At 56.9% G+C, this 22,980-nt stretch carries 20 protein-coding genes; 10 read left to right on the forward strand and 10 right to left on the reverse strand.

The window, feature by feature from the left end; translation table 11 throughout:
* Position 1: 1 nt before the first annotated feature.
* The 4 genes from AC53L6_RS04830 to AC53L6_RS04845 are packed head-to-tail and all read right to left on the reverse strand — an operon-like array spanning position 2 to position 4,503.
* A complete protein-coding gene (locus tag AC53L6_RS04830; RefSeq protein WP_496907013.1) occupies positions 2–1,885 on the reverse strand; it encodes a nitric oxide reductase activation protein NorD in 1,884 nt (627 codons plus the stop codon).
* Positions 1,886–1,889: 4 nt separating this feature from the next.
* On the reverse strand, positions 1,890–2,684 hold the full coding sequence (locus AC53L6_RS04835; RefSeq protein WP_299601202.1) for a CbbQ/NirQ/NorQ/GpvN family protein: 795 nt from the start codon (positions 2,682–2,684) through the stop codon (positions 1,890–1,892).
* A gap of 3 nt (positions 2,685–2,687) precedes the next feature.
* A complete protein-coding gene (locus AC53L6_RS04840; protein WP_496907014.1) occupies positions 2,688–4,037 on the reverse strand; it encodes a cbb3-type cytochrome c oxidase subunit I in 1,350 nt (449 codons plus the stop codon).
* A 13-nt stretch (positions 4,038–4,050) separates the two neighbouring features.
* Positions 4,051–4,503 (reverse strand): c-type cytochrome, encoded by a 453-nt coding sequence (locus AC53L6_RS04845; RefSeq protein ID WP_299746811.1) that lies wholly within the window; start codon positions 4,501–4,503, stop codon positions 4,051–4,053.
* 122 nt (positions 4,504–4,625) lie between these two features.
* Between AC53L6_RS04845 and AC53L6_RS04850 the strand changes: the two genes are divergently transcribed.
* Positions 4,626–4,838 carry a DUF1858 domain-containing protein gene (locus AC53L6_RS04850; protein WP_299705053.1) on the forward strand — a complete coding sequence of 71 codons (213 nt, stop codon included), beginning with the start codon at positions 4,626–4,628 and terminating at the stop codon, positions 4,836–4,838.
* On the opposite strand, the gene AC53L6_RS04855 is transcribed toward AC53L6_RS04850, so the two are convergent.
* Positions 4,825–5,538, reverse strand: coding sequence for a Crp/Fnr family transcriptional regulator (locus AC53L6_RS04855; RefSeq protein ID WP_496907015.1), 714 nt, complete (start codon positions 5,536–5,538; stop codon positions 4,825–4,827). The genes AC53L6_RS04850 and AC53L6_RS04855 overlap by 14 nt on opposite strands.
* A 161-nt stretch (positions 5,539–5,699) precedes the next feature.
* On the opposite strand from AC53L6_RS04855, the gene AC53L6_RS04860 reads away from it, so the two are divergent.
* The 3 genes from AC53L6_RS04860 to AC53L6_RS04870 all read left to right on the forward strand — a co-directional run bounded on the left by AC53L6_RS04860 (position 5,700) and on the right by AC53L6_RS04870 (position 8,168).
* Positions 5,700–6,131, forward strand: coding sequence for a pseudoazurin (locus AC53L6_RS04860; protein ID WP_299212177.1), 432 nt, complete (start codon positions 5,700–5,702; stop codon positions 6,129–6,131).
* A gap of 61 nt (positions 6,132–6,192) precedes the next feature.
* Positions 6,193–7,410: a copper-containing nitrite reductase gene (gene nirK / locus AC53L6_RS04865; RefSeq protein ID WP_496907016.1), complete on the forward strand. Its 1,218-nt coding sequence runs from the start codon at positions 6,193–6,195 to the stop codon at positions 7,408–7,410.
* Positions 7,411–7,436: 26 nt separating this feature from the next.
* On the forward strand, positions 7,437–8,168 hold the full coding sequence (locus tag AC53L6_RS04870) for a formylglycine-generating enzyme family protein (protein WP_496907017.1): 732 nt from the start codon (positions 7,437–7,439) through the stop codon (positions 8,166–8,168).
* A 472-nt stretch (positions 8,169–8,640) separates the two neighbouring features.
* On the opposite strand, the gene AC53L6_RS04875 is transcribed toward AC53L6_RS04870, so the two are convergent.
* Together AC53L6_RS04875 and AC53L6_RS04880 are read right to left on the reverse strand one after the other, a co-directional pair.
* Positions 8,641–9,189, reverse strand: coding sequence for a hypothetical protein (locus tag AC53L6_RS04875; protein WP_496907018.1), 549 nt, complete (start codon positions 9,187–9,189; stop codon positions 8,641–8,643).
* A gap of 379 nt (positions 9,190–9,568) precedes the next feature.
* The gene (locus AC53L6_RS04880; protein ID WP_366141813.1) at positions 9,569–10,099 is read right to left on the reverse strand and encodes a DUF6428 family protein; all 531 of its coding nucleotides are present in this window, start codon (positions 10,097–10,099) and stop codon (positions 9,569–9,571) included.
* 74 nt (positions 10,100–10,173) lie between these two features.
* Here AC53L6_RS04880 and AC53L6_RS04885 point away from each other — a divergent pair, with 74 nt between their 5' ends.
* From AC53L6_RS04885 to AC53L6_RS04910, 6 genes are all read left to right on the forward strand, one after another.
* Complete coding sequence (locus tag AC53L6_RS04885; RefSeq protein ID WP_496907019.1) at positions 10,174–10,491, forward strand: ArsR/SmtB family transcription factor; 318 nt, start codon at positions 10,174–10,176, stop codon at positions 10,489–10,491.
* Between the two features lie 316 nt (positions 10,492–10,807).
* The gene (locus AC53L6_RS04890; protein ID WP_496907020.1) at positions 10,808–11,662 is read left to right on the forward strand and encodes a DUF5624 domain-containing protein; all 855 of its coding nucleotides are present in this window, start codon (positions 10,808–10,810) and stop codon (positions 11,660–11,662) included.
* A gap of 251 nt (positions 11,663–11,913) precedes the next feature.
* Positions 11,914–12,183: a hypothetical protein gene (locus tag AC53L6_RS04895; RefSeq protein WP_496907021.1), complete on the forward strand. Its 270-nt coding sequence runs from the start codon at positions 11,914–11,916 to the stop codon at positions 12,181–12,183.
* A gap of 1,065 nt (positions 12,184–13,248) precedes the next feature.
* Positions 13,249–16,770, forward strand: coding sequence for a M10 family metallopeptidase C-terminal domain-containing protein (locus AC53L6_RS04900; protein WP_496907022.1), 3,522 nt, complete (start codon positions 13,249–13,251; stop codon positions 16,768–16,770).
* An 88-nt stretch (positions 16,771–16,858) separates the two neighbouring features.
* Positions 16,859–17,260, forward strand: a complete 402-nt coding sequence (locus AC53L6_RS04905) for a hypothetical protein (RefSeq protein WP_299204357.1) — start codon at positions 16,859–16,861, stop codon at positions 17,258–17,260.
* Between the two features lie 185 nt (positions 17,261–17,445).
* Positions 17,446–17,592 carry a JAB domain-containing protein gene (locus AC53L6_RS04910; protein ID WP_496907537.1) on the forward strand — a complete coding sequence of 49 codons (147 nt, stop codon included), beginning with the start codon at positions 17,446–17,448 and terminating at the stop codon, positions 17,590–17,592.
* A 171-nt stretch (positions 17,593–17,763) separates the two neighbouring features.
* On the opposite strand, the gene AC53L6_RS04915 is transcribed toward AC53L6_RS04910, so the two are convergent.
* From AC53L6_RS04915 to pncA, 3 genes are all read right to left on the reverse strand, one after another.
* Positions 17,764–20,388, reverse strand: coding sequence for a calcium-binding protein (locus AC53L6_RS04915; RefSeq protein WP_496907023.1), 2,625 nt, complete (start codon positions 20,386–20,388; stop codon positions 17,764–17,766).
* 620 nt (positions 20,389–21,008) lie between these two features.
* A complete protein-coding gene (gene pncB, locus AC53L6_RS04920) occupies positions 21,009–22,301 on the reverse strand; it encodes a nicotinate phosphoribosyltransferase (protein ID WP_299204352.1) in 1,293 nt (430 codons plus the stop codon).
* 59 nt (positions 22,302–22,360) lie between these two features.
* Positions 22,361–22,957 carry a bifunctional nicotinamidase/pyrazinamidase gene (pncA, locus tag AC53L6_RS04925; protein ID WP_496907024.1) on the reverse strand — a complete coding sequence of 199 codons (597 nt, stop codon included), beginning with the start codon at positions 22,955–22,957 and terminating at the stop codon, positions 22,361–22,363.
* Between the last annotated feature and the right edge of the window lie 23 nt (positions 22,958–22,980).

Genomic DNA, 22,980 nt, shown 5'->3' on the forward strand with positions numbered 1-22,980 from the left:
GTCAGATCTCCTGTGTCAGGGTGCGATAGATATCGGGTAAGGCTCGGGGCAGGCGATTTGCATCCGGCAACAGCGTGAACCCCCCGCGCTCGAAGATGCGGGTGAACCAGTCCTGCCCGTCCTCGTCGATGATGATGCCGTACAGGCTCATGCCCGCGTTGCGGACCTCGCGCACGGCCATATGGCTGTCCTCAATCCCGTGTTGGCCTTCGTAATGGTCCAGATCGTTGGGCTTGCCATCGGTCAAAACGATCAGCAGCTTGCGTGCAGAGACCTCTTCAGCCAATTGTGCGGACACATGACGGATCGCGGCGCCAAGGCGCGTGTAGTGGCCGGGTTTCAACGCGCCGATATTGGCGGTGATCTCGGGCGACATGGCGTCGTCGAACCCCTTGCAGCGGGTCAGGAAAACACGATCACGGCGCAGCGATGAAAAACCCCAGATTCCCAGTCGGTCGCCCGCCGCGTCGATGCCGGTGGCCAGCGCGGCCATCGTATGGCGCGCGACTTCGATCACGCTGGTGTCGCCAATGGCGGCCTCGGTGGATCTAGAATTGTCGATGAGGAAGGCGACGGACAAGTCGCGCTCAACTTGTCGCGCGGATTGCCAGATGCGATCCGATCCGCGCCCGGTGGCGTGCAGATCGGTTTGTGCGGTCAACAACGCGTCAAGATCCAGTTCCGAGCCGTCCACCTGGCGTGGTTGCAGGATGCGACGCGGGCGCATCGCCTCGAACTGGCGGCGCACATCACGCACCCGGCGCGCGTTGGGCATAAAGGCCGTGCCATTGGGTTGCGCCGGTGCATCCAGGACACGGCAGTGATCGGCCATGTAACTGCGAGAGCGGTGGCTCCATTCGGGATAGGTATGAATGCCAGACAGCGCCTCGTGATCCGCATCAGCAGGCGACAGATCGAGATGCAGGCGCAGACGGGTCGCGGTCTTGCGGTCGTGTTTGGTCAGGACAATCTCGTCCTGATCATCGGCTGCCTTTTGCGCGTTTTCGTCATTGTCGTCATCCACGCTGCGGTTGATGTTCATCGACTCGACCCATGACAGGATCGACTCGAACCGGTGCATGATAAAACTGTCGCTGCGGTTGTTTTGTTCATGCTCCTTGCGCGCGCCCAACTTGCGGCTGGTGTGTGCGGCAGTCGGTGGCGGTGCCACGGGATCTGCGCTGTCTTCGCTTGCGGGAACACCAGCACCAGGATGCGTAAAATGCAGCCAGATCGGAACCGGTGCAAAGGTCTGATATCCACGCAAAGCCAGGTCGACCTCAAGGGCTTGGGCGCTTGCACAGAGGTGATGGCAAATGGCGGTCTCAATCGCCTCCTCTTGCGCGGGGCGGATCACCTTCGGACGCAGCGCGAGACAGATTGTCGACATGCCGCGGTACGCCTCACGCAGACCCGGACAGGCAGCAAAAGCGGCACCAGCCGCAGCTGTGTTGGCTGTGATCTGTGCGCAATCATGCGCCGGGCCATCAACAGGCAATATCAAGTTTGTCGGATCGCTGTGTGCGGCCAGAGCGGTCAGCCAGAAATAGGCGGCGCGGTTGAGGTCCGCGTCAGGAAATACGGCGATCACGGGCGGCAAATTCAACCGCTCGCCGTCAAAGCTGGGCTTCCATTCGCGGTCCCGATCCGCGCCCAGCTTGCGACGCAACGGGCGGCGGTGTTGCATCAGTGTCGCGGGCGCCTCGCGCAGCTCTACCCCGGGCGCGCCGCCAAGCGCCCGGAACAGCACTGACAGGCTCGGCCGGACCGAGGCGAGCGTGACTGCCGCCTCGGGAAAGGTAACATCCGCGCCGATCCCCTTTGCCATATCGTGCCACAGGTTGCCGACCGTCTCTTCTGGCTCCATGAGGTCAAGAAGACGCATAGCGTTATCCGTAGATCGTACTGACAAGGTCACGCAGCGATTGCTGCACGTCGGGCTCATCGCTGAGTGGCTCAATCACTGCGGCTTCAAGCGCCTGATCCACCCCCATACCGCCCGCCATCAAGGTGGCCGCATAGATCAGCAAGCGGGTCGAGACACCTTCTTCCAGATCCATGCCCGACAGATTTCGGATGTGCCCCGCCAACCGAACGAGCGGTGCAACGCGCCCCGGTTCGAGCCGGCTTTCGCTGGCAACCACGGCGATTTCCGTTTCAGCCTTTGGGAAGTCGAAGCTAATCGACAAAAACCGTTGCCTTGTCGAGGGCTTCAATCGTTTTAGGACGTTCTGATAGCCCGGATTGTAGCTGGCCACGAGCATGAACCCCGCCGGTGCCACAAGCTCCTCGCCTGTACGGTCGATCATCAAGGTCCGTCGTGTGTCCGTCAGCGGGTGCAGCACCACGGTGACGTCCTTGCGCGCCTCCACCACCTCATCAAGGTAGCAAATGCCGCCCTCGCGCACCGCGCGGGTTAGCGGGCCGTCAACCCAAACGGTTTCCCCGCCCTTGAGCAAATACCGACCGATCAGGTCCGCCGCTGACAGATCATCATGGCAGGCGACGGTATAGAGCGGCCTACTCAGTTTCGCGGTCATGTGTTCTACAAATCGGGTTTTGCCGCAGCCGGTCGGCCCCTTCAGAAGAAGGGGCAAACCATTGTCATAGGCCGTCTCGAACAGGTCGCATTCGCGGCCCGTGGGCTGGTAGAACGGCAGGGTTGGTGTGGTTGCGATGTTCATGGCTCAATCTCCCGGAACAGGGTTGGCGGGGCCTGGCGTGATGATCTCGTCCTTCCGCACCACAAGCATCGAGTAGATGAAGAGCAGTGCACCCAGCACGACAGCTGCACCGGCACCGAACCGCATCAGGTAGAAGATCGCGAGATCGTCCTGGACGGTCATGTAGTAATCGCCGATCACCCGCTGCATGTGCGTCTGGATCGTGCCTGCGAAGGTCAGCACGAAGGTCATGAAAGCCATGCCTCCGGTCATCAGCCAGAAGCTGCCCATATTGAGCACCTGGTTGTAGGGCTCCCGTCCCCGCAGCATTGGCATCGCGTAGGTGAAAACCGCGAGGTTCAGCGCGACATAGGCCCCGTAGAAGGCGAGGTGCCCGTGCGCTGCGGTGATCTGCGTGCCGTGGCTGTAGAAGTTAACGCCGTGCAGAGTGTGCAGGAAACCCCAGACGCCCGCGCCGAAGAAGGCGACGGTGGACGACCCAAGCGACCACAGGAGAGCCGCCTTGTTAGGGTGGTTCTTCCGCCCCTTCCAGACCATCACAAACGCGAAGCTCATCATCAGAAAGAAGGGGATCACCTCAAAAGTCGAGAAGATGGAGCCGACCCACTGCCAGTACCCGGGCAAACCGATCCAGTAGAAGTGGTGCCCAGTGCCAAGGATACCGGAGAAGAGCGCAGTGGCGACGATGACGTATAGCCATTTTTCCACCACCTCGCGGTCGACACCCGTCAGCTTCAGCAGCAGGAATGCGAGGATTGCCGCCATGACCAATTCCCAGGTCGCCTCAACCCAGAGGTGTACGACGAACCACCAGTACATCTTGTCCAATGACAGATTGTCAGGATTGATAAAGGCAAAGATCCAAAGCAGCGACAGCAGCCACAGCCCCATGAGCAGCACATTGGTGATCGCGGTCTTTTTGCCCGCAAGCACTGTCATCGAGATGTTCAACAGGAAGATCAATGCGGCGATGAGAATGCCGAACTTGACCCAAAGCGGCTGCTCGAGAAACTCGCGCCCGCCATGGATACCAACAAGATAACTGCCGACAGCGCCAAGTGTTCCGACCAGCAAGATGATCAGCTGGATGTAAGCGAGTTTTGGAGACCAGATTTCACGCTCTGACTCCTCAGGGATCAGGAAGTAAGCCGCACCGAAAAAGCCCAGCAGCAGCCACACGATCAGCGCATTGGTATGAATCATGCGGATCACGTTGAAGGGCAGCAACTCGGACAAGAAGTTGGGCGAGACATAGATCCAACCCGCCAGCAGGCCGCCCAGCACCTGGATGCCAAACAGAGCCATCGCGGCGAGGAAGTACCAGTACGCGACTTTTTGTGTTTCGTATTTCATGGTTTTCGCCTCCTTATCCGGCGTCGTTGGGCGGCCAGCCCTGCGTGTCTGTCTGGTCTGCCCAACGTAGGAATTCCGCGAGGCCGCGAATGTCTTCATCCGACAATTCGTAGCGCGGCATCTGACGGCGGCCTTCAATGCCGCTGGGCTGGCCTTCGATCCAACCTTTGAGCGTTTCGAAGGCATCTTCAGGACTGTCTTGGACGCCCCAACGGGTCATCACATTGCCCACCTCAGGGGCAAAGTAGGCACCTTCGCCATGCAAGCTGTGACAGTTGATGCAGGAGTGTCTCTCCCAGACGTGCTTGCCGTGGATCACCTCTTCGCTCAGCTCCATACCGGCGGTCGAGACATCGACGACGTATTTATGGGAGTGGACGGTCATCCCCACGAACACCACGACGAAGAAGATCGAGCCCCCGTAGAAGATGTTGCGCGCCCGCGATTTGGTTAGAAATTCAGCCATGCGAAAGGCCTCCTCAAGTTGGGATGCCTTTTGTCTAGCCAGTGTGAAGCCCGTGAAGTTTGCGCCAGCGCAACGTTTCGCGAAGTTTCAGTTCTACGGTCGTTTTAAGAAAGGAGGACGGTATGCGCACGTCGAGGATAGACGACCCGGACTTGCCACTGGCCGACATCATGACACACTGGCCTCAGACAATCGCGGTTTTTACAAAGTACAGGATGCTCTGTGTCGGGTGTCTAGTCAGCCCATTCCATACATTGATTGACGCCTGCGCCGAGTATCATCTCGAAGAAGATGCATTCATGGCAGAGTTGAAAGTAGCCATTATGCCTGACTGAGTACCACCAGCGCATGAGAATCGCGCACCATGATCCGTTTGCGCTTGCTTTGCACAAGGCCCTCTTTCTCCCATCTGCTGAGCAAGCGGCTCACGGTGTGCAACGTGGTGGCTGTCAACTCGGACAGATCTTGTCGTGTGATGGGAAAGTCGATCTCGATCCCTTCGGGTACCTTGCGGCCGGTTTGATGGATCAGTCTAAGGAGCGCATTCGCCACCCGCTGTTCGACCTGTTGCGTTGCCATTTCAACGATGCGGTTGTTCATCTCGCCTACGCGTTGCCCGAGGATCCTGTAGGTCTCGGTCGCAAATCCGTCATATTCAGATACGAACGTGTCCCACAGCCGTGTTGGCCAACTCAGAGCCAGTGACTCCGTGGCCGTCAACGCCGTTGCCGGATACGTATCGCGCCCGATCGCCTTAGCAATTCCTATCAATTGACCTGCAGGGATGTGGAGTGTTGTCACCTGTTCGCCGGTGGCTGTGATCCGCACCACGCGGACATACCCGTCGAGAAGCATGTAGAAGCGTTGCGCCGGTGCGCCCTCTTCAAAGACCGCAATTCCGGTTTCATACCGTTGCGATGACGCTTGATCCAGAATTGTACGGATCTGCCGCTTGTCCAGCTTTGAAAACGGCGGAAGGTGCGTCAGCAGGCTTTCATCCAGCCGCGGCAGAGTTTTGCGAGGTTGACCGTCCATCTTGATAGTCGTGCCACAATGGGCAAGTGGATGCCATGCACCCAAGTGAAAAGGTGTGGGTCGTTGTCTTCTGCATCGTTCTTTGTGCCAGCGCAAAGTTCGGTCCGCGGCATCCGATAATATTCAGATCAACACAAAGGCTGATCTGAAAGGAAATGAAGATGATCCGCAAACTGACAATCGGTTTGGCACTTGCCGCACTGATGAGTGGCGCAGCATTCGCCGAAACAATCGAAGTACAGATGCTGAACAAGGGTTCGGAGGGTGAGCGCATGGTTTTCGAACCTGCCTTCGTTCAAGCGCAGCCGGGTGACACAATCAAATTCCTTGCCGCGGACAAGGGCCACAACGCCGAAGTCAACAAGGGCATGCTGCCCGACGGGGCCGAAGCCTTCAAAGGCAAGATCAACGAAGAGATCGAAGTCACGCTGGATGTCGAAGGTGTCTACGGCGTGATCTGCAAGCCGCATTTCGCCATGGGCATGGTGATGACCATCGCTGTTGGTGACGTGGACGCACCCGAGGATTTCCTCGAAGGCCGCGTGCCGCGCAAGGCCAAGGAACGCTTCGAAGCGCAGCTTGCAAACCTCTGAATAAAGACGGCGCTCCGGCGGGCCGCCTTAGCGCCTAAATCCAGCCCCCATGGAGGGAACCATGACCAAATTCATCAATCCAGGCCTTATAAAGACCAGCCGTCGCAACGTCTTGCGCGGCAGTATGCTCGCAGGAGCTGCTGCCGTGACGGGAGCAGGTGCGATGGCAGCGACACACGCGCCAAAGATCAACAAGATCAACGCGACTTCGTCCATGATTTACAAAGCGGCGGGTGAGCAAGCGGCAGACAGCACAGCAGAGCCTGCAGACCTGTCCGGCTATACCCGCGTCAAGCAAGAGTTGGTCGCTCCACCCTTTGCGCCCGAACATGAACAGGTGGCAACAGGCGGCCCCAAGATCATCGAGATCACAATGGAGACCACCGAACGCTTGATGGTCGTTGATGAAGACACCGGGGCCGAGGTTTGGGCGCTGACCTACAATGGGTCGGTCCCCGGTCCGCTCATCATCTGCCATGAAGGCGATATGATCGAACTGACCCTCCGCAATCCGGTCGACAGCATGATGGAGCATAACATCGACTTTCACGCCTCAACAGGCGCGCTTGGAGGCGGTGGTCTGACCCATGTCTATCCCGGCGAAGAGACTGTGCTGCGTTGGAAAGCGACCAAGCCTGGCTGCTTCACCTATCACTGCGCCCCCGGCGGCGCGATGATCCCCTATCATGTGACCCATGGCATGAATGGCGCCGTGATGGTTCTGCCGCGTGATGGCCTCAAGGACAAGGATGGCAATCCGCTCCAATATGACAAGATCGCGTATATCGGTGAGCAGGACTACTATTTGCCGATGGATGAAAATGGCGAGTATCGCAAATACGAGGCGGCAGGCGACGACTATGCCGACAGCCTTGAAGCGATGCGCGGCTTGATCCCGACGCATTCTGTGTTCAACGGCGCTGTTGGCGCCCTGACGGGCGAACATGCGCTGACCGCAAATGTTGGTGAAACCGTCCTGATGATCCACAATCAGGCCAATCGGGACTCGCGTCCCCACCTGATCGGCGGCCATGGCACCTACGTCTGGGAAAGTTCGTTCACCGATGCGCCATTGCGAGACATGGAAACCTGGTTTGTGCGTGGCGGCAGTGCAGTGGCCGCGATGTACACTTTCGAACAACCAGGCGTGTATGCCTACTTGAACCACAACCTGATCGAAGGCGTCATGCTGGGTGCCACCGCACACTTTGTTGTGCAAGGCGAATGGGACAACAACTTGATGGAGCAAGTCGTGGCCCCACGGGAATTTACAACCTGAAAAAGGCAGGAGAAAGGACCTGTGAGATGTTTGCCGTCATCACCCACAACAAAATGTCCTTTGGTTTGGTTGGCTTGGGTTTCGTGGCGGCCATCGCTTTTATCGGGGTCGCGCTCATGCAGCGCGCCCTCGACCCTTCACTGCAGCCCGTCATGGCAAAGAGCGCAGTTGAGCTGCCGGATGGAGCAACCATTTTGGTGCAACAACACGAAGTCACCGTTGCAGAATGGAACGCTTGTACAGCGGACAACGGATGTTCTTTGACGCTACGCGTGCGCTCTGGCATGGACCCCGCCATAACCCCGGCCACCGGGCTGAGCTATGTCGACGTTCAGGAATACATTGCTTGGATCAACGCCCGTACCGGCCAAGATTATCGCCTGCCAACCGCTGACGAATGGAGCCTTATGGCTGCTCCCGTTCTGCCGGAAGAACCAGACCCGATCTTTACTGATCCCTCCCTTACCTGGGCCTCAACTTACCTGACCGACGGCACAACGCCGCGCGCACTCAAGACACAAGGCAGCTTTTCAATCTCACCCGAAGGCATCGCAGACCTTGATGGAAGCGTCTGGGAATGGACCAGTGACTGCTACGCCGACAGTGTTACCACAGACCGCTGCCCTGCCTTCTACGTCGGAGGCGAGCACGTTGCCGCCATGTCCTACCTCATCCGAGACCCGGCACGCGGCGGATGCGCCGCCGGCTCCCCGCCCGCGCATCTTGGGTTGCGATTGGTAACCGATGACCGCTTGTAAGACGTCGCAGGTTGTCTTGTTTTTGCCGAACGATCTTGGGCTTTTGACACCCTCGATCATCAAGGCAAGGGTTCGTTATGTAGCGTTAGCTGGATTTGTTTGGTTTTGCGCTCGGAGTCCGCGCAACATATGAGGATCGATTATCATCGAGAAGGCGCTATAGCCGACATTCGACAACCTCGAACCAGGTTATCCAAAGCGGTCGTTGAACCGAGGTGCATTGCTCTGACTGAATAAAGATCAGCAACATAATATAGGGTTGGAAAATCAACTAGATCGTGTCCGGCCGGAACCCAAGTCGATGCAGATGGCCAGAATTGGACATTCCGAAGGCTCCTACCTTACCGCTGGTTTGCCGTGCCGCCTGAACACCTACATTCCGCCGACCGGATCGTGAGCCACGGAGCCACATCCATAGGACCGTTCTCGTCCCAAACCTCAAAATGGCCATTGGGCCACTATGGCCCTGCTCTCACCGAGGCCACAGTTCGAAGCGCAGCGCCTCTGGCGTGCTTTGGCCGCTGCCAATGATCCAGCGGTGGTTCGGGTCCAGGCCGGTGGGGAAGGACATCCGCGACAGCAGGTCGCCGACCCCAGTGCCTAGGCTGTCGCGGATCCGTTCCGCCACCTGACTGGTGGAGGCTGCCCCGCCGGGGATCGGCTCGATCCCATCGACCGACGCGAGCTTCATGATCAGTGCCCCGCCCTCCACGCGCCACCAGCCCATCGGTACCGACCCGAAGAACCGAATGTCGGGCGGCGGATAGCCCCCCGTCGCCGGGTCGAAGAACCGCGCCTGCCCCTCGATGCCCAGGCCCGCGACATGGCGGAACCGCAGTGCCTCGAAGCGGGTCTTCTCCGGGAAATCGACCTCTCGGCTCTGGGCCAGCGTCGTTGCCAGAGCGGCGTCCAATTCGGCCCGCGTGACCTCGACGGATGGTCCCGGCGCATTTGATTGGCCGACGCAGCTCAGGATTACCGACAGACCGATCAGCGCAAGGACCGCCCCGATGATCTTCATTCGCATATTTCGGTCTCCCCCTGCCAGGCCTGGCGCGCCGGCCCCGTCATCACAGGTTCCAAGATACGCATTCGCCGCCGAGCAGCCAAGTCGGCGGCCGAGGCGGGGTGCGGCCCACGGGCCCCAAGGGACGCTGCATCCCCCCACCCATAAAAGGCCGTCATGGAGAGGCTTTGGGAGGTGTCAGAACAGGCGACTGGGTTCACTTGTGCGTTTTGAGCAACTATGGCTGGGCCCAACTTCAGGCCTGGCCCATTCCAGACATCCGCTGCAGAAGCGAAGTTTATCAGCGCCTATCAGCACCTGGAGGTCGGAAGCCGGGACTTTGCGGTCATTCCCCTGCTGGTCGCGAACGTCAGCTTTCGGCTAAATCAAGTCCCTATGCGCAACACGAACTCGCGTCCTCGCGCGGCTTCGTTGTAGAGCAACAGGAGGATGTTTTGGCTGAGGTCCCCTTGCTGTCGCAACACTGATCTGCGCCACCTTCTTGACGTCCGAATTTTTCAGCCGGCTTGCACACGGCGCGCGTATTGCCCAGCCTTATCAAGACACGGCTGCCACGACACTCGGGGCTACTCAGCGACATAAGCCGCAGGTCTGTGTTGTCGTGTCCAAACTCGACTTTCAGTGAAGCGTGCGCCAACTCTGGCATGGCTGAGAGACTTTTGGAGACAATTCCGTTGAACTTGCCAACGCTCATGTGTGTCTCACCTCGCCCGTCAAGAAGCTGCAATTTCGCTTCCTGCCAAGCCTCCTTGTTTCCACTGCAGTCGATCCCTTTCGAGGTGGAATGTCTGAGTTCGGTGACATGGTAACCGGGCGAAATTTCACCCTCTTGGGTTTCGAAAATCAGAGGATGCGAGGGGTCTTGAAGTTGAAGATCGTGCAAGAGACCTGACAGTGTTTTCATCCCAGCACCTTTTATTTCAATGATTCTTGAAATAATATACAGACCAACAATGATACTTCAAGAGGTATTGAAATATGATCGCAGAAGATGCGGCGACGCTGTTTGGAGTTCTCTCAAATTCGGACCGTCTGGATGTTATCCGGGCTTTGGTTGAGGCGGGACCAGACGGCATGAGCGCCGGTAACATCGCTCTCAAAATTGGGGCAAGCCCGTCGAGGACATCTTTCCACCTCAATGCATTGTCGGGGTCGGGCATTTTGCAGAAAGAGCGGCGGTCCCGGAACCTGAACTACCGCATCAACTTCAAGACAATTGGTGCCCTTATTAACTTCTTGATGGAGGACTGCTGTAAGGGAAGCGCTGACCTACGGGACTGCTGCACAATGAGATGAGGGGCTGCCCAATAGCCCACGAAGTTTTCAACGCAGCCATTCGAGCAGCCCGCAGCACTTGGTGCTTTGGGCTCGAAGCTGTCATCGGAGGTCCTGCAGAATCTGTCCAGATTGTCAGCCTGGGATTGGCGTGAACGTCCCATGCCGGAGGTCTGTCGATGCCACGGCCTCTTCATCACCCAACGGTCCTGAAGCCTCATCCGCTGCTTGGACCTGCATAAAGCGCGGCGAAGAAGGTCGGACCAACTTTTGTTTCGTTCGAGCAGGGTCGAGAGTGTACTTTGACAACCACACCATGGTGCTCAGGAGCATATCGATGTGGAAATTCTCCCTGTTTGGATTGGTCACGGCAGTGTTCTTGGTGTTGACTCAGACAATTGCGCGTGCGCAGTGCAGTGACCCGTGCCAAGCGGCACCATCCATCGATACCAGCTTTAAGTGCCTGTTCAACATCTTCCCACGCAGCAAGGGCAGCGCGGAAAATCCGAACATCGGGTGGGCCCTCAGTCAGGGGGGCGACGCAGAACGGGCAGCGCCGATCCCGTCCACGGGCCCGTTGGTGACTGTCAACGGATTCGGTGTGTTCGTCTATGATGGATCGCCGGACACGGCGGGCAAGACGCTGGATTACGTGCTGACACACAGCGATGCCGAAAGCGGTTTCGTGCAAATGACGGCGTTGTCCCATGTGGGCCCTGCAGCAGCCTACTTGGCTGCCCTCGGCGACTGGACCGATCCGGAAAATCCCAAGATCACCACCCAGACGCTGTTTCAGGCACTGATCGACAGGGTCGCAGTGGCCCGCGACGCACTTGCGGCAGACCCCGACTGGATCGATGCGATGGACGCGGTGAGTGGGCGGGACCACAAGGACGACATCAACCGCATGATGGATTACGGTCTGTGGATGTCGGAGGACTTCCTGACACGGGCCCAGAGCGGTGCATTCAATGGCTACACCAGCCAGACGGTCGCCGACGTTTTCTATGACGGCAATGATGCGGCCTATGCAATTCCGTTCAATAACGTCATGATCAGGACCTTCATGTTGGCGGCAATGAACAGCGTCGATCAGTTCCGCAAGATGGTCGCTGACAACCCGCAGATCGACTGGAAGAACGCCCGGGTTCTGGTTCAAATGCCGATTGGCACCAATTCCGCGGCGGCCTGACCATTCCAACAAACCAACTGGCGGCCCTGCCCATCCTTTCCGACGGCGCGATCAAGGAAGAAAACATTCTGGTTACGCCCTACGCCAACGCACCATGCGCTGGTTTCGCTCTGATCGGTGGTTGTCCGGTCGATACCTTTACCGGCGATCAGCTCGATACTGAACTTTATACATATTACTCGCAGACGGCTTGGCTGGGCATTTACAATCGAACCCGCGTTGCTGCAGCGGCGTTTCTCAATGTGCCGGATATGTGCGCGATTGTACCCGACACGATCACCTGCCAGACGCTGAAATACGACCGCCCGGGCGACTATCCCTTTACCGACGCCAGCGACATTGATGGCTTCATGATCCGGCTGAAAAACTCACTTCTCGAAGATACCGAGCTTTTGTCGAATGCGGTCGGTTTCTGGGTGCGTGGCGCGCTTGCGGCCAACGCGTGGGACACCAAGACGTTCAAGATCCCCGGTGTGAACACCGGCTTTCCAAAGGACGTGAGTGAGTATCCGAAAAAGTAACGCTATCTGTTACGCCTGATCTATTTTTTCGATGCTGCACTGGGCCGACGGCATCGAGGACCAATGTCCATTTTGGGGCTCTGAGCCGACCTCGGAGACAGCGCGGCATCATCCCTAACTAGAGATGATAAGGCAGAAGCTCGCGGCCCGTTTCAGCCATTCGTCATGGGTGCTTCATGCAGCAGCGCGACCCGTCATAAGAGACATTCGCTGCACAAAAACATCTGCTGCCCTGCGGCATAACCGCGAGGAGCCTCCGCTCGTGCGCTTCACAAGGCCAGCCGGGTTTTGGCATTAAAGATGGGACGGCAATTCTGTTCATACGCTCCAGTTGCCAAGCCAAATTTCGCCGATAGTGCGGCGATCCAGATTTCCAGTTGAACTCAATGCCCAAATCTCGAAAATACAAGCGTAGGTAGATTTTTCTCTACGCCAGAAACGCCGCATCAACTTTTGATGAAGGTGTCACGTTTTTCAGACAGCCCCTTTGCCATCGAAGTCAGCACACGCGAAGCCCGTTGATAACTGGCTTTGTCGAACCTGGACGGCCGTAACAGCTTTCGGTTGTTCTTCAAGGAGTCACTGAAGTTGCAATCTTTGAACCAAACGAGCGACCAGTGGCGGAGGAACGACCGGACGCCGGTCAATCCTTTTGACAAAGACCAAGACTGCGATGACCAAAATTTCGGTCGAGACCATCCCAGCTTTGACAGTGCTGCGTTTCGTCCAGGGACTGTAACGCGGCGATCCTTTCGGAATGAGATGTTGGGGGTCACCGGTCACAAGAGAGGAAAGTGGACTATCGCAGCCTGGCGCGAAGTCAGTGGTCTTCTCTGAATCCACACGCTGCTTTGATCGGCTGCCCTAAACGCAAGGAGTCTAACCATTTTGACGTGATCAACAAAGCATCTGAGCGTCACTCGTTCTCCCCGGCGACCTGAACTCACGACATGGGCGTCTTTACAAAAGGATAATCTGAAAATGTGCATGATGTGCGAACTGGGGTACGGCCCCGAACAAGAATCTTCTTTTGGAAAGATCGGTCTTCAAAAGACTGGGCTCCAGGTGAACTTGGGTGAAGCGGTCGCTCTTACAGCGATGATGCCCGATCTTGCGGCACTCGACGAAAACGCCGCGGCTCCTGTCGAGTCGGGCGACTCTACCGAATCCACAAACGCCGCCAACACGTCCGAGGCGCCAGGTTCGCCCGCCGATGAAGGGTCAGGCCAAACGTCGACCAACGTGCAAATCAACACCGACGATGCCAGTGAACCATGGTGGGTCAACGATCAGACACCAGACAACCCTTTTGGAAAAAGTGAAGATTACGAAGCCTATCTCGATTACCTCGGCGCACTGCCGCGCAGCCTGACACCAGAGATCGCCGCAGAACCGCTCCGGATCAACGTTTCCGAGCTCAGCAACCATCCCGAGTATCAAGAAGCCGCCGTTGGCGCGCTCGAGATGTGGGCGTCGGTCACGCCATTCGAATTCGAAATCGTCTATGACACACCATACGACGAAGACACGGACTGGATGGAGATCGTCAGCCCGGAGATTGGCGAGCAAAGTGATGGCAGCGCCTTTTCTAGCAACCGGTACATCAGCGTTGGGCAGCGGTTCCACGACACCGAGCCCAATCTGACCGATATTGGCGGCTATGTCTTTGACACCTTCATTCACGAATTTGGCCATGAGTTCGGCCTGAACCACCCCGGCCTTTACAACTACAGCGGCCCCGGCGGCGTGCAGATCAACTATCTCAACAACGCCACCTGGACTTATGACCGGCAGCAATACAGCGTCATGTCCTATTTCGACGGGATCGATGTGGGCGAAGACACGCGCTGGTCCGCAGCGACCCCGCTGATGGGTGATATCGAAGCGGTCATCCGCAACTATTTCTCGACCGTCGACGAAGAAGGCGTGCGGACTTATCAGACAATCAATCTGAACACTGGCGATGATGTCTATGGGTTCAACAGCACGAAATACGGCTACGAACTCACCTCGTCGGGGATGCAGCGCGATATCGGCTTTGTCATCCACGACACCGGCGGCACCGATACGATGGACTTTTCCGGCTCGATCGCTGGCACGATCCTGGACATGCGCGCCGGGCAGTTTTCCAGCGTGAACGGCCATAACAACAACGTATCCATCTTTGCGGGCCACAATGAGGACGAGACCGAATACTACATCGAAAATGGGATCGGCAGCCAATATGACGACATTCTGATCGGGAATGACGGCGACAACGTGTTGGATGGCCGCGGTGGCGGTGACCGGATGGCCGGGGGCGGCGGTGACGACGTCTATTTCGTGGATTCCCTCGACGACGTGGTGCGCGAAGAGTTGGATGGCGGCAATGATACCGTCATTGTGATGTCCAGAGATCTGGAAATCGGAAATATCGCAAATGTTGAAAACATCATCTATGTCGATGGCTCAATCGCCGAACTGGACGAGGATGATGGTGACACACCTCCCACGTCTGGCGACAACACGCTGACCAGCATCATATTCGGTGACGATACCGATGAGATGATCGACGGGGGGGCAGGCGACAATACCATCTTTGGGCTTGGCGGCGATGACATCATAATTGGTGGCACAGATTCTCTTGCCAGCCGCGACATCAACAACACCATCGACATTGAAGATCTCGAGGACCAGACCGAGAGCGATGACGGCAACGACGCCCTCTATGGCGGCGATGGCAACGACACCATTCTGGGTGGGCAGGGCGACGACCTTCTAGATGGTGGTGATGGTGACGACATGATGAGCGGCCAGGCCGGCGTCGATGTCTTCAGGGGGGGCGCGGGCAGCGACACCGTTGATTACAGTCGCGAAAGCCCATTTCAGCTTATCGTCAATCTTGAAACCAACTTTGCAAATGGCGGCACCGCATCGGGCGACACGTTCTACAGCATTGAGGGCCTGATTGGATCCGATGACCGCATCGACCGCTTTATCGGGACGTCCGCGGCCAACCACTTCATTGGTCAGGGCGGCGGAGACGTTTTCAACGGCCGTGATGGCAACGACACGTTGGACGGCGGAAGAGACGGTGACATTCTGTACGGCGAAGGTGGCGATGACGTGATCATCGGCGGCGCCGGTCAGGACTATCTGGACGGTGGCGAAGGCATCGACACTGTCGTCTACAGAAACAGCTCAAGCGGCGTAACGGTCGACCTCGTCAATGGCATGGCAATGGGCGGCGATGCTACTGGACCTGTTCAGATCGTAGGCCGCGGTACAGCGATCGAGCACGACATCCTCGTCGGCTTTGAAAATGTGCAGGGCTCATTTCACGATGACTGGCTAATTGGCGACGACCGGGTGAACGGGCTGTCTGCTGGCGCAGGCGACGACACGTTGACTGGTGGCGGCGGCGGCGATTTGCTGGATGGCGGTTCAGGCAGTGATACGGCAGACTATTCCGCTGCGACCAGCGGGGTCATGCTCAATCTGCGCCATGAAACATCCGAAGGAGATACCTATGTCTCAATCGAAAATCTGGCCGGGTCAGGCTTCGATGATCGACTTGTGGGGGACGCAGCCGCCAACGTTCTGACTGGACAGGGGGGAGATGACACGTTGCGTGGTGGTAATGGAGATGACACCTTGCTCGGCGATTTCGCCTATCAGGGCGACGCGCTACCGACACCCGGAATGGGCACCGGCTACACCACGCTTGGACCGGATGCGACGAACAATTCAATAGCCACCGCATTCGACATTTCAGATAACTTTTCGCTGGTCGAAGACCCAAACATCTTCGACTCGACAACCGTGCTTCACACAACCGTCGAAGCCACGGGGAATGGCCAGGGCGGATACTACAGCATCGAACTTGCAGCCGGCACAATCCTGTCGATCGACGTCGATGGAATCGCCGATCCAAACGTGCACGACAGTTGGATTCGGCTCCTGGACAGCAATGGAGATATCGTTACCGAGAATGACGATGGCGGTGGCGACCCCGGCTCCACCTCTATCCGGGACTCAAGCACGGTTTACGTCGTCGAAGAAACCGGCACCTACTACATCCTGCAAGGCAGTTGGACGGCAGAGTCCACGGAAGGTGGCTGGACGGAAGCCGTCCCAGAAGGCTCGACATACACGCTCAACGTCTCGGTCGACTTCCCGCCAGCGCCTGCTGAACCAGGTGAGGCCGGTGCCGATGTACTGCTCGGAGGTCGAGGCAGCGACCTGCTGGATGGTGGGCTGGGGGCTGATATGCTCACTGGTGGAATGGGAGAGGATTCATTCCGCTTTTCCACAGAGCTCGGGGAGGGCAATGTCGACCAGGTCAGGGACTTCGAAGCCAATGAGGATCTAATCCTTCTGGACAGTCTTATCTTCGAGGAATTGGGCGACGACGGCGCGCTGTCATTCAGAGCGTTCCACAGCAGTGCAATGGGTGTTGCCCGCGACAGCGATGACCGTATCATCTATAACACCGACAGCGGTGCGTTGTCTTATGACGGTGATGGCTCGGGTGATGGTGACGCAATCCAGTTTGCGCAACTGAGTAGAAATCTGGACCTGTCGGCAGACAACTTCATTATCATCTGACGCGCTGGGGAAAGGGCGCTTTCAATGCGCCCTTTCCGGTTCCAGCACGCTCTGTGCAATCGAATTACCAGCTAAGGGAGATGCCGCAATGACACCCCAGATCAATCGCCGTACCTTGTCTGTCGGAATAGTGTTAACGGGTGTTGCCGTGGTTGCCGGAACAGTGGGAGCTCAATCTAGAGATATGCAGGGCGGCGTGACATATGAGGGTGGCAAGGTTATCCCAGAAGGCCAAATTGAGATCTTTCTGGAGGACCCTGCCAATCAGGCCAAAAAGCGGCTTGGGGACCAACAAATACGGGTCGAAAGCAACGGTAAGTCACGTCAGATCGTATTTTCCCTGACAAGGCCCGTAAGCTCTTCCGCTTCGCCAACCCTACGGGTCGTTGCGCATTTGGAGCGCGAAGACGGCTGGCTGCTTGCGCGCGGCAGTGCACAGGTCGAAGATGGTGTACCTGTTTCCATCACGCTCAACACGGTGATGTATTGAATGGTCAAACTCCAGTGACATAGCTGTGCGAAAGCTCAAATTAGGTCAAACATCTCGGCTATTCGTCGTGACTTGCGCCGCCTTGTAACTGCGCGTGCACGCGGAATTATGTATGATGGCAAAAGCGTGCTGGACTTCGGCAACTTTGTAGCCTGGAACTTCATCGGACCATAAACGCGAGCGCCATCATATTAGTGCATAATCATCCGTCGGGTGATCCAGCTCCAAGTTATCAAAGCAATGACATAACGCGGCAACTACTGGATGATTGTGAAGCAGCTGGCGTGATGATCCATGACCATGTGGTCGTTGGGAAAGAAGCCGAGTTTTGATTTATGCGGGAGGGTTGGCTCTAGTGCATCCGATATCGATTGGCCTAGGTGAGGGCCATAATCGGCGGCCCCAAAACTATCTTACTGTTGAGTATGCAGGAAATTCCGTTGAAGCCTGCAGTAGGCGTAAACGGAAACGCTCCACGCACCGCGTACGACGCGCACGTCTTACTATATAAAGATGACATCATCGAACAGTTGGTCAACGTTCGTCACGTTGTTGATTGTCAGGGTGTGACCATCGCCAAAATCGAGCACGAGGTTTCCGTTCACAACTCTAGAGTAGTTGGCCAGATCACTGCCCTGAGGTGTCGCTTCATCTAGTAAGTCAGCTTCGATTTCGAGCGCATCAACAATCAAAGAATAATCGCGAACAATGTCGTTCCCACTCTCAAACACAAAGACATCAGCTCCCTGACCGCCTCGAAGCCTGTCGTTCCCTTCACCACCGTTCAGAGTGTCATTGCCTGCATTACCGGACAAGTCATCGTTGCCAGTGCCTCCGAACAGAAGATCAAAACCATTCAGACCAGCGAGTGTGTCGGCACCACTGCCACCGCTTAGCGTGTCTGCTCCGATGCCGCCGTTCAGCGCATCGTTGCCGTCGTCACCTTCGAGAAGGTCGTTACCGGCACCACCGACCAATGAGTCATTGTTTGCACCGCCGAACAGTGAATCAAAGCCCTCTTGACCAGACAATGTGTCATCACCTGCGCCACCCAAAATACTGTCAAAGCCTAGCCCGCCGGTCAGGTTGTCATTCCCAGTTCCGCCCAGCAGAGTGTCATTGCCAGCGCCCGCGTTCAAAGTGTCATTGCCATTGTCACCAAAGAGCATGTCCGAACCGCTCTGACCAAACAGCTCATCATTCCCATCGCCACCACGCAACTCATCAGCTCCAACACCTCCGTCAATGTTGTCGAAGCCGTCTCCACCCTCCAAAGTGTCATCGCCGTCGCCGCCAATGAGAGTATCGTCTCCCAAATCACCCAAGAGTCGGTCGGCAAAGATTCCGTCTCCTCCGACGATATAGTCGTTTCCTGAACCGCCGTTCAGAATGTCAGCGCCCTCTCCACCGTAGATTGCGTCGTCGCCGTCACCACCGTGGACAAAGTCTCGGCCATTTCCTGATCGAACCCAGTCATTGCCACCGTTGGCAAAAATCATGTCGTCCGTGGCCGCTTCCGCAATCAAGTTTTCAGAGGTCGCCGTGCCGTCGATGCGGGTTTCGTACATATCGAACTCCAGCCTCGCAATTTCGTAACTGGCGAGCACGACATCGGACAGAATGCCTAATGAAAAATCTACTGTGGTGCTTGTTTGGGTTCTTGTGAGCGTGCCTGTTGGATTGAGAAAATAGGGCACATTGTAAAGTTCGACATCCGTTCTGATCAAATCCTCCACGCCCTGATCTTCAACCCCGATAATCGACATCTCGACCGTGTCCGGGATCGCCATTAGAGCAAACAGGTCCAAGTCCAATGTCTGGTTGGCTTGCTGCAGAGAGGACAAGAAAAAGCGTGCGCTTGTGCCGCCATTTTCTTCGACAACGAACATGTGTGCGTCATGGCTCTCTTCATGCCCCGCACCGCCACTTCCAAGTTCGACATATCGATGCCCTTGCAGCTCGGTGAGTTCACTTCCAAAGAACTGTCCAAAAACAGTAAGGCCAAGACCGTTTTCGAGTTGGGCTGCTCCAGGGTTCAATGCGAGCGAGGTAGAGCGATAGAGCGCAGACCAGAGTTGTGCCGAATCTGCATCGACCGACAGCATCGAGGAGAAAATCTCCAACGCAGGCGTGATTTGCTTTAGGCCATACGCCACCTGCTGATTGTCGTTGCCTCCAAGATCCGTTCCGTCAGCCAAAGTTTGAGAAAGGACATTCCACTCAGTGAAATGCAGCTCGATGTTCTGGCTCCCGGCAGCGTTCTGCCACACCGACCGCAAGTCGTCATAAAATTCGATTCTATCGTCAATCGTGCCGAAGCTGTGGGAGACATCGCCGTACGCGCGACCAGGTTGAAAGTAGAAGTGACCTGCGACGCCGTCGATCAACTCCAACCCGCCAGCGTTCGAGAACGCGTCCAAAGCATTCGCGTTTCTCTCCAGCAATCCTGCTGTACCGCCAACACTGGAGCCGTCGATTGCATCACCCCGGATTTGGATCAATACATCTGGGACACCAAATCCATCGAACAGGTCAAAGCTGTTTAACACTGTGTCCAACGTACTGGCGACAGAGGCAGCTCCTTCTCCGTATTGTCGGGCGTTTGCAAAGAGCGTTCCCCAGTATTCGTTGCCAATTTCAAAGGAGGAAATGCGTACGTCATCCCCGTTTGCAATGCTGATTGCCATCGTCAGGTAGGCTTCGAGGTCCGCAAGCGCAGCCTCCAGCGCTGGGCCCGTCTTTAGAAGCCCGGCCTCATCAACAAGCGGATTGGTCGGGACAATAAATGCAATGTCGCGTCCTGACGAAGCTGCAAATTCCACCGCTTCCGCGAAGGATGTTTCGTTGGGCACATTTGTTTCTTGCAGATAGGTTTGCGCCGATTGTGATCCAGTGCCCATGTAGGATGTAAGCGGCTCACGCTCTTCCGGCGAAATAACTCTCAATTCTGCATTCTCGCCACCTGGCCACCGGATTGTGCCAGCATTCGTTGCTTCGGCAACTTCGTCAAAGACCTGCCAGTGGAAATTGTCTTCGGTCGATTCGAACTGTGACACGAGGTTCAGCCCAAAGTGATCGGCACGAATTTCACCTGAGATTTCGGCGTTTTGAAAATCAAAAGATAACATGGGTTGCTCTTCCATAACGATGATCTCAACCATTGCATTAGTGTTCTGTGGGTGGAGGAAAAACAAGGGCCGCGTGAAATTATTTAACCGCCAAGCAGATAGTACAACTGAGTTCGCCTCGAAGTTGGATGTTGGAGACGGTTTCAACGGTTTGAAAAATAACGAATAGTATTGTCTGATAAAGGTAGCGCTGAATAAGCTTAGCCCATCCCTGCTATTCCACATGCAGCAGTTTAATTTGCTGCTATTATGTAGGTCAACTCTCCAATATCATGTATCTAAATTAAGGAATTTTCTGAAAGAGGCTAAGGCTGTGGGAAGTGGTTCAGAATATCTGTGGCGAGTATTAATTTCGCCATCCTAAATTTCTTTATAATAATGCGAGTTTCAGTAGTTTCTGCCGAACGTAGCGGTTCTGTTAGGCTTTTCCATTTGGTACTCGACTGGACTTCATGCCTTTTCAGGGGGCACGACTATGCCCAACCGGAGCGAAATGCCGGTAACACTCATTAGCACTGACGCAGCCGCGCAAGTCTGGCCGTTTTCCATCGTCGTGGCGAGTTGTGAAATGGTCATTGCGCGCTTGTCACAGTTCTCGGATTGGCGCGTTCGCGGCGCTCTTAAACCACAACCTCTACAGCCCGCTGCTCTCCTACCCCGAACACTCTCTTGTACCGTTCGATCTCGGCCTCTGGACCCATCGCCTTGTTGGGGTTGTCCGATAGCTTGACCGTCGGCCTGCCATTGGCCGACACCGCTTTGCACACCAGCGAAAAGGGCGCGAGGCGATCGTCCCGCGTCAGCCCCTTGAAATCGTTCGTCAGCATTGTGCCCCAGCCGAAGGACACTTTGACCCGGCCCGCGAATTGCTGGTGCAATTCGATGATCTTGTCTGCATCCAGCCCGTCCGAGAAAATGACCAGCTTTTCGCGGGGGTCTTCGCCCCGGTCCTGCCACCACTTGATCGCCACTTCGGCCCCCGTTGCGGGATCGCCGCTGTCGATGCGGATGCCCGTCCAGCCTGCGAGCCAGTCGGGGGCGTGGGCCAGAAACCCCTCGGTCCCATAGGTGTCGGGCAGGATGATGCGCAGGTTGCCGTCATGTTCGTCGTGCCAGTCGCTCAGAACGTCATAGGGGGCTTGCGCCAGTTCTGCGTCTGTTTGTGCCAGTGCCGAATAGACCATCGGCAGCTCGTGCGCGTTGGTGCCGATGGCCTCCAGATCGCGGTTCTTGGCGATCAGGCAGTTCGAGGTGCCTGCGAATTGCGCGCCCAGCCCCTCGCCCATGGCCTGCACGCACCAATCCTGCCATAGGAAGGAGTGCCGCCGTCTTGTGCCGAAATCGGCCACGCGCAACCCGTTATGGCCGCGCAAGCGTTCGATCTTTTCCCAGAGCTTGGTCATGGCGCGGGCATAGAGGACCTCAAGCTCGAACTTGCCCATTTCGTTCAGGACGGCCCGCCCGCGCAGCTCCATCAGAACCGCAAGCGCGGGGATTTCCCACAGCATGACCTCGGGCCAGGACCCTTCAAAGGTCAACTCGTACTGATCGTCGCGCCGTTCGAGGTGGTAGGCGGGCAGGCGCAGCGCTTCGAACCAGTCCATGAATTCGGGTGTGAACATCTGGCGTTTGCCGTAGAACGTGTTGCCGCGCATCCACGTGCTTTCCCCGCGGCGCAGGGACAATGACCGGATGTGGTCGAGTTGCTCGCGCAGCTCGCCTTCGTCGATCAGCTTGGCGAGGGGGACGTGTTTTGATCGGTTGATGAGGGAGAATGTCACTTGGGTGTCAGGCTTGTTCCGAAACACTGACTGGCACATGAGCAGCTTGTAGAAATCCGTGTCGATGAGCGACCGCACGATCGGGTCGATCTTCCATTTGTGGTTCCAGACACGGGTGGCGATGTCGACCATGGGTGCGCTTCCTTGGCTTTGGTGGCCTGTTGTGCCCCATTCCGGCGCACGGGGGCAAGTCAGGCCAGCGTGACGCCAGCCCCTGTCATGCCGGATTGTGCCGATGCCAGTGATCCATCCAGATCAATGGCGCGGCAGAGGTCCGTCCGGACGGTCACATTGAACCCCAGTTTAGCCGCATCCACCGCCGAGAAGTTCACACAGAAGTCCGTTGCCAGCCCCACCATGGTCAGGTCGGTGATCCCGCGTGTGCGCAGGTATCCTTCCAGCCCCGTGGGCGTTTCGTGGTCGTTTTCAAAGAAGGCCGAGTAGCTGTCGATGGTCGGGCGGTATCCCTTGCGCACGATCATGTCGGCACGGCCCGTGTTCAGGTCAGAGTGAAAGGCGGCACCCTCCGTTCCTTGAACACAGTGATCTGGCCACAGGACCTGCGGGCCGTAAGGCATGTCGATCATCTCGTACGGGGCTTTGCCATTATGGGATGATGCGAAGGAAGAATGTCCAGTCGGGTGCCAATCCTGTGTCAGAACAACCGCGTCATAGTCGGCCATCAGCGCATTGATACCCGCCACGATGTCATTCCCGCCGGGCACGGCCAGCGCGCCACCGGGGCAAAAGTCGTTCTGCACGTCAATCACGATCAGGGCGTGGGTCATGGATCAGCCTCCTTGCGTTGCCT

Source organism: Tateyamaria sp. LSS28, assembly GCF_059611725.1.

Excerpts from the sequence above, each read along its gene's own strand:
- AC53L6_RS04830 (WP_496907013.1), bottom strand. The coding sequence starts at position 1,885 with ATGCGTCTTCTTGACCTCATGGAGCCAGAAGAGACGGTCGGCAACCTG.
- AC53L6_RS04835 (WP_299601202.1), bottom strand. The coding sequence starts at position 2,684 with ATGAACATCGCAACCACACCAACCCTGCCGTTCTACCAGCCCACGGGC.
- AC53L6_RS04840 (WP_496907014.1), bottom strand. The coding sequence starts at position 4,037 with ATGAAATACGAAACACAAAAAGTCGCGTACTGGTACTTCCTCGCCGCG.
- AC53L6_RS04845 (WP_299746811.1), bottom strand. The coding sequence starts at position 4,503 with ATGGCTGAATTTCTAACCAAATCGCGGGCGCGCAACATCTTCTACGGG.
- AC53L6_RS04850 (WP_299705053.1), top strand. The coding sequence starts at position 4,626 with ATGCGCACGTCGAGGATAGACGACCCGGACTTGCCACTGGCCGACATC.
- AC53L6_RS04855 (WP_496907015.1), bottom strand. The coding sequence starts at position 5,538 with ATGGACGGTCAACCTCGCAAAACTCTGCCGCGGCTGGATGAAAGCCTG.
- AC53L6_RS04860 (WP_299212177.1), top strand. The coding sequence starts at position 5,700 with ATGATCCGCAAACTGACAATCGGTTTGGCACTTGCCGCACTGATGAGT.
- nirK (WP_496907016.1), top strand. The coding sequence starts at position 6,193 with ATGACCAAATTCATCAATCCAGGCCTTATAAAGACCAGCCGTCGCAAC.
- AC53L6_RS04870 (WP_496907017.1), top strand. The coding sequence starts at position 7,437 with ATGTTTGCCGTCATCACCCACAACAAAATGTCCTTTGGTTTGGTTGGC.
- AC53L6_RS04875 (WP_496907018.1), bottom strand. The coding sequence starts at position 9,189 with ATGAAGATCATCGGGGCGGTCCTTGCGCTGATCGGTCTGTCGGTAATC.
- AC53L6_RS04880 (WP_366141813.1), bottom strand. The coding sequence starts at position 10,099 with ATGAAAACACTGTCAGGTCTCTTGCACGATCTTCAACTTCAAGACCCC.
- AC53L6_RS04885 (WP_496907019.1), top strand. The coding sequence starts at position 10,174 with ATGATCGCAGAAGATGCGGCGACGCTGTTTGGAGTTCTCTCAAATTCG.
- AC53L6_RS04890 (WP_496907020.1), top strand. The coding sequence starts at position 10,808 with ATGTGGAAATTCTCCCTGTTTGGATTGGTCACGGCAGTGTTCTTGGTG.
- AC53L6_RS04895 (WP_496907021.1), top strand. The coding sequence starts at position 11,914 with ATGTGCGCGATTGTACCCGACACGATCACCTGCCAGACGCTGAAATAC.
- AC53L6_RS04905 (WP_299204357.1), top strand. The coding sequence starts at position 16,859 with ATGACACCCCAGATCAATCGCCGTACCTTGTCTGTCGGAATAGTGTTA.
- AC53L6_RS04915 (WP_496907023.1), bottom strand. The coding sequence starts at position 20,388 with ATGTTATCTTTTGATTTTCAAAACGCCGAAATCTCAGGTGAAATTCGT.
- pncB (WP_299204352.1), bottom strand. The coding sequence starts at position 22,301 with ATGGTCGACATCGCCACCCGTGTCTGGAACCACAAATGGAAGATCGAC.
- pncA (WP_496907024.1), bottom strand. The coding sequence starts at position 22,957 with ATGACCCACGCCCTGATCGTGATTGACGTGCAGAACGACTTTTGCCCC.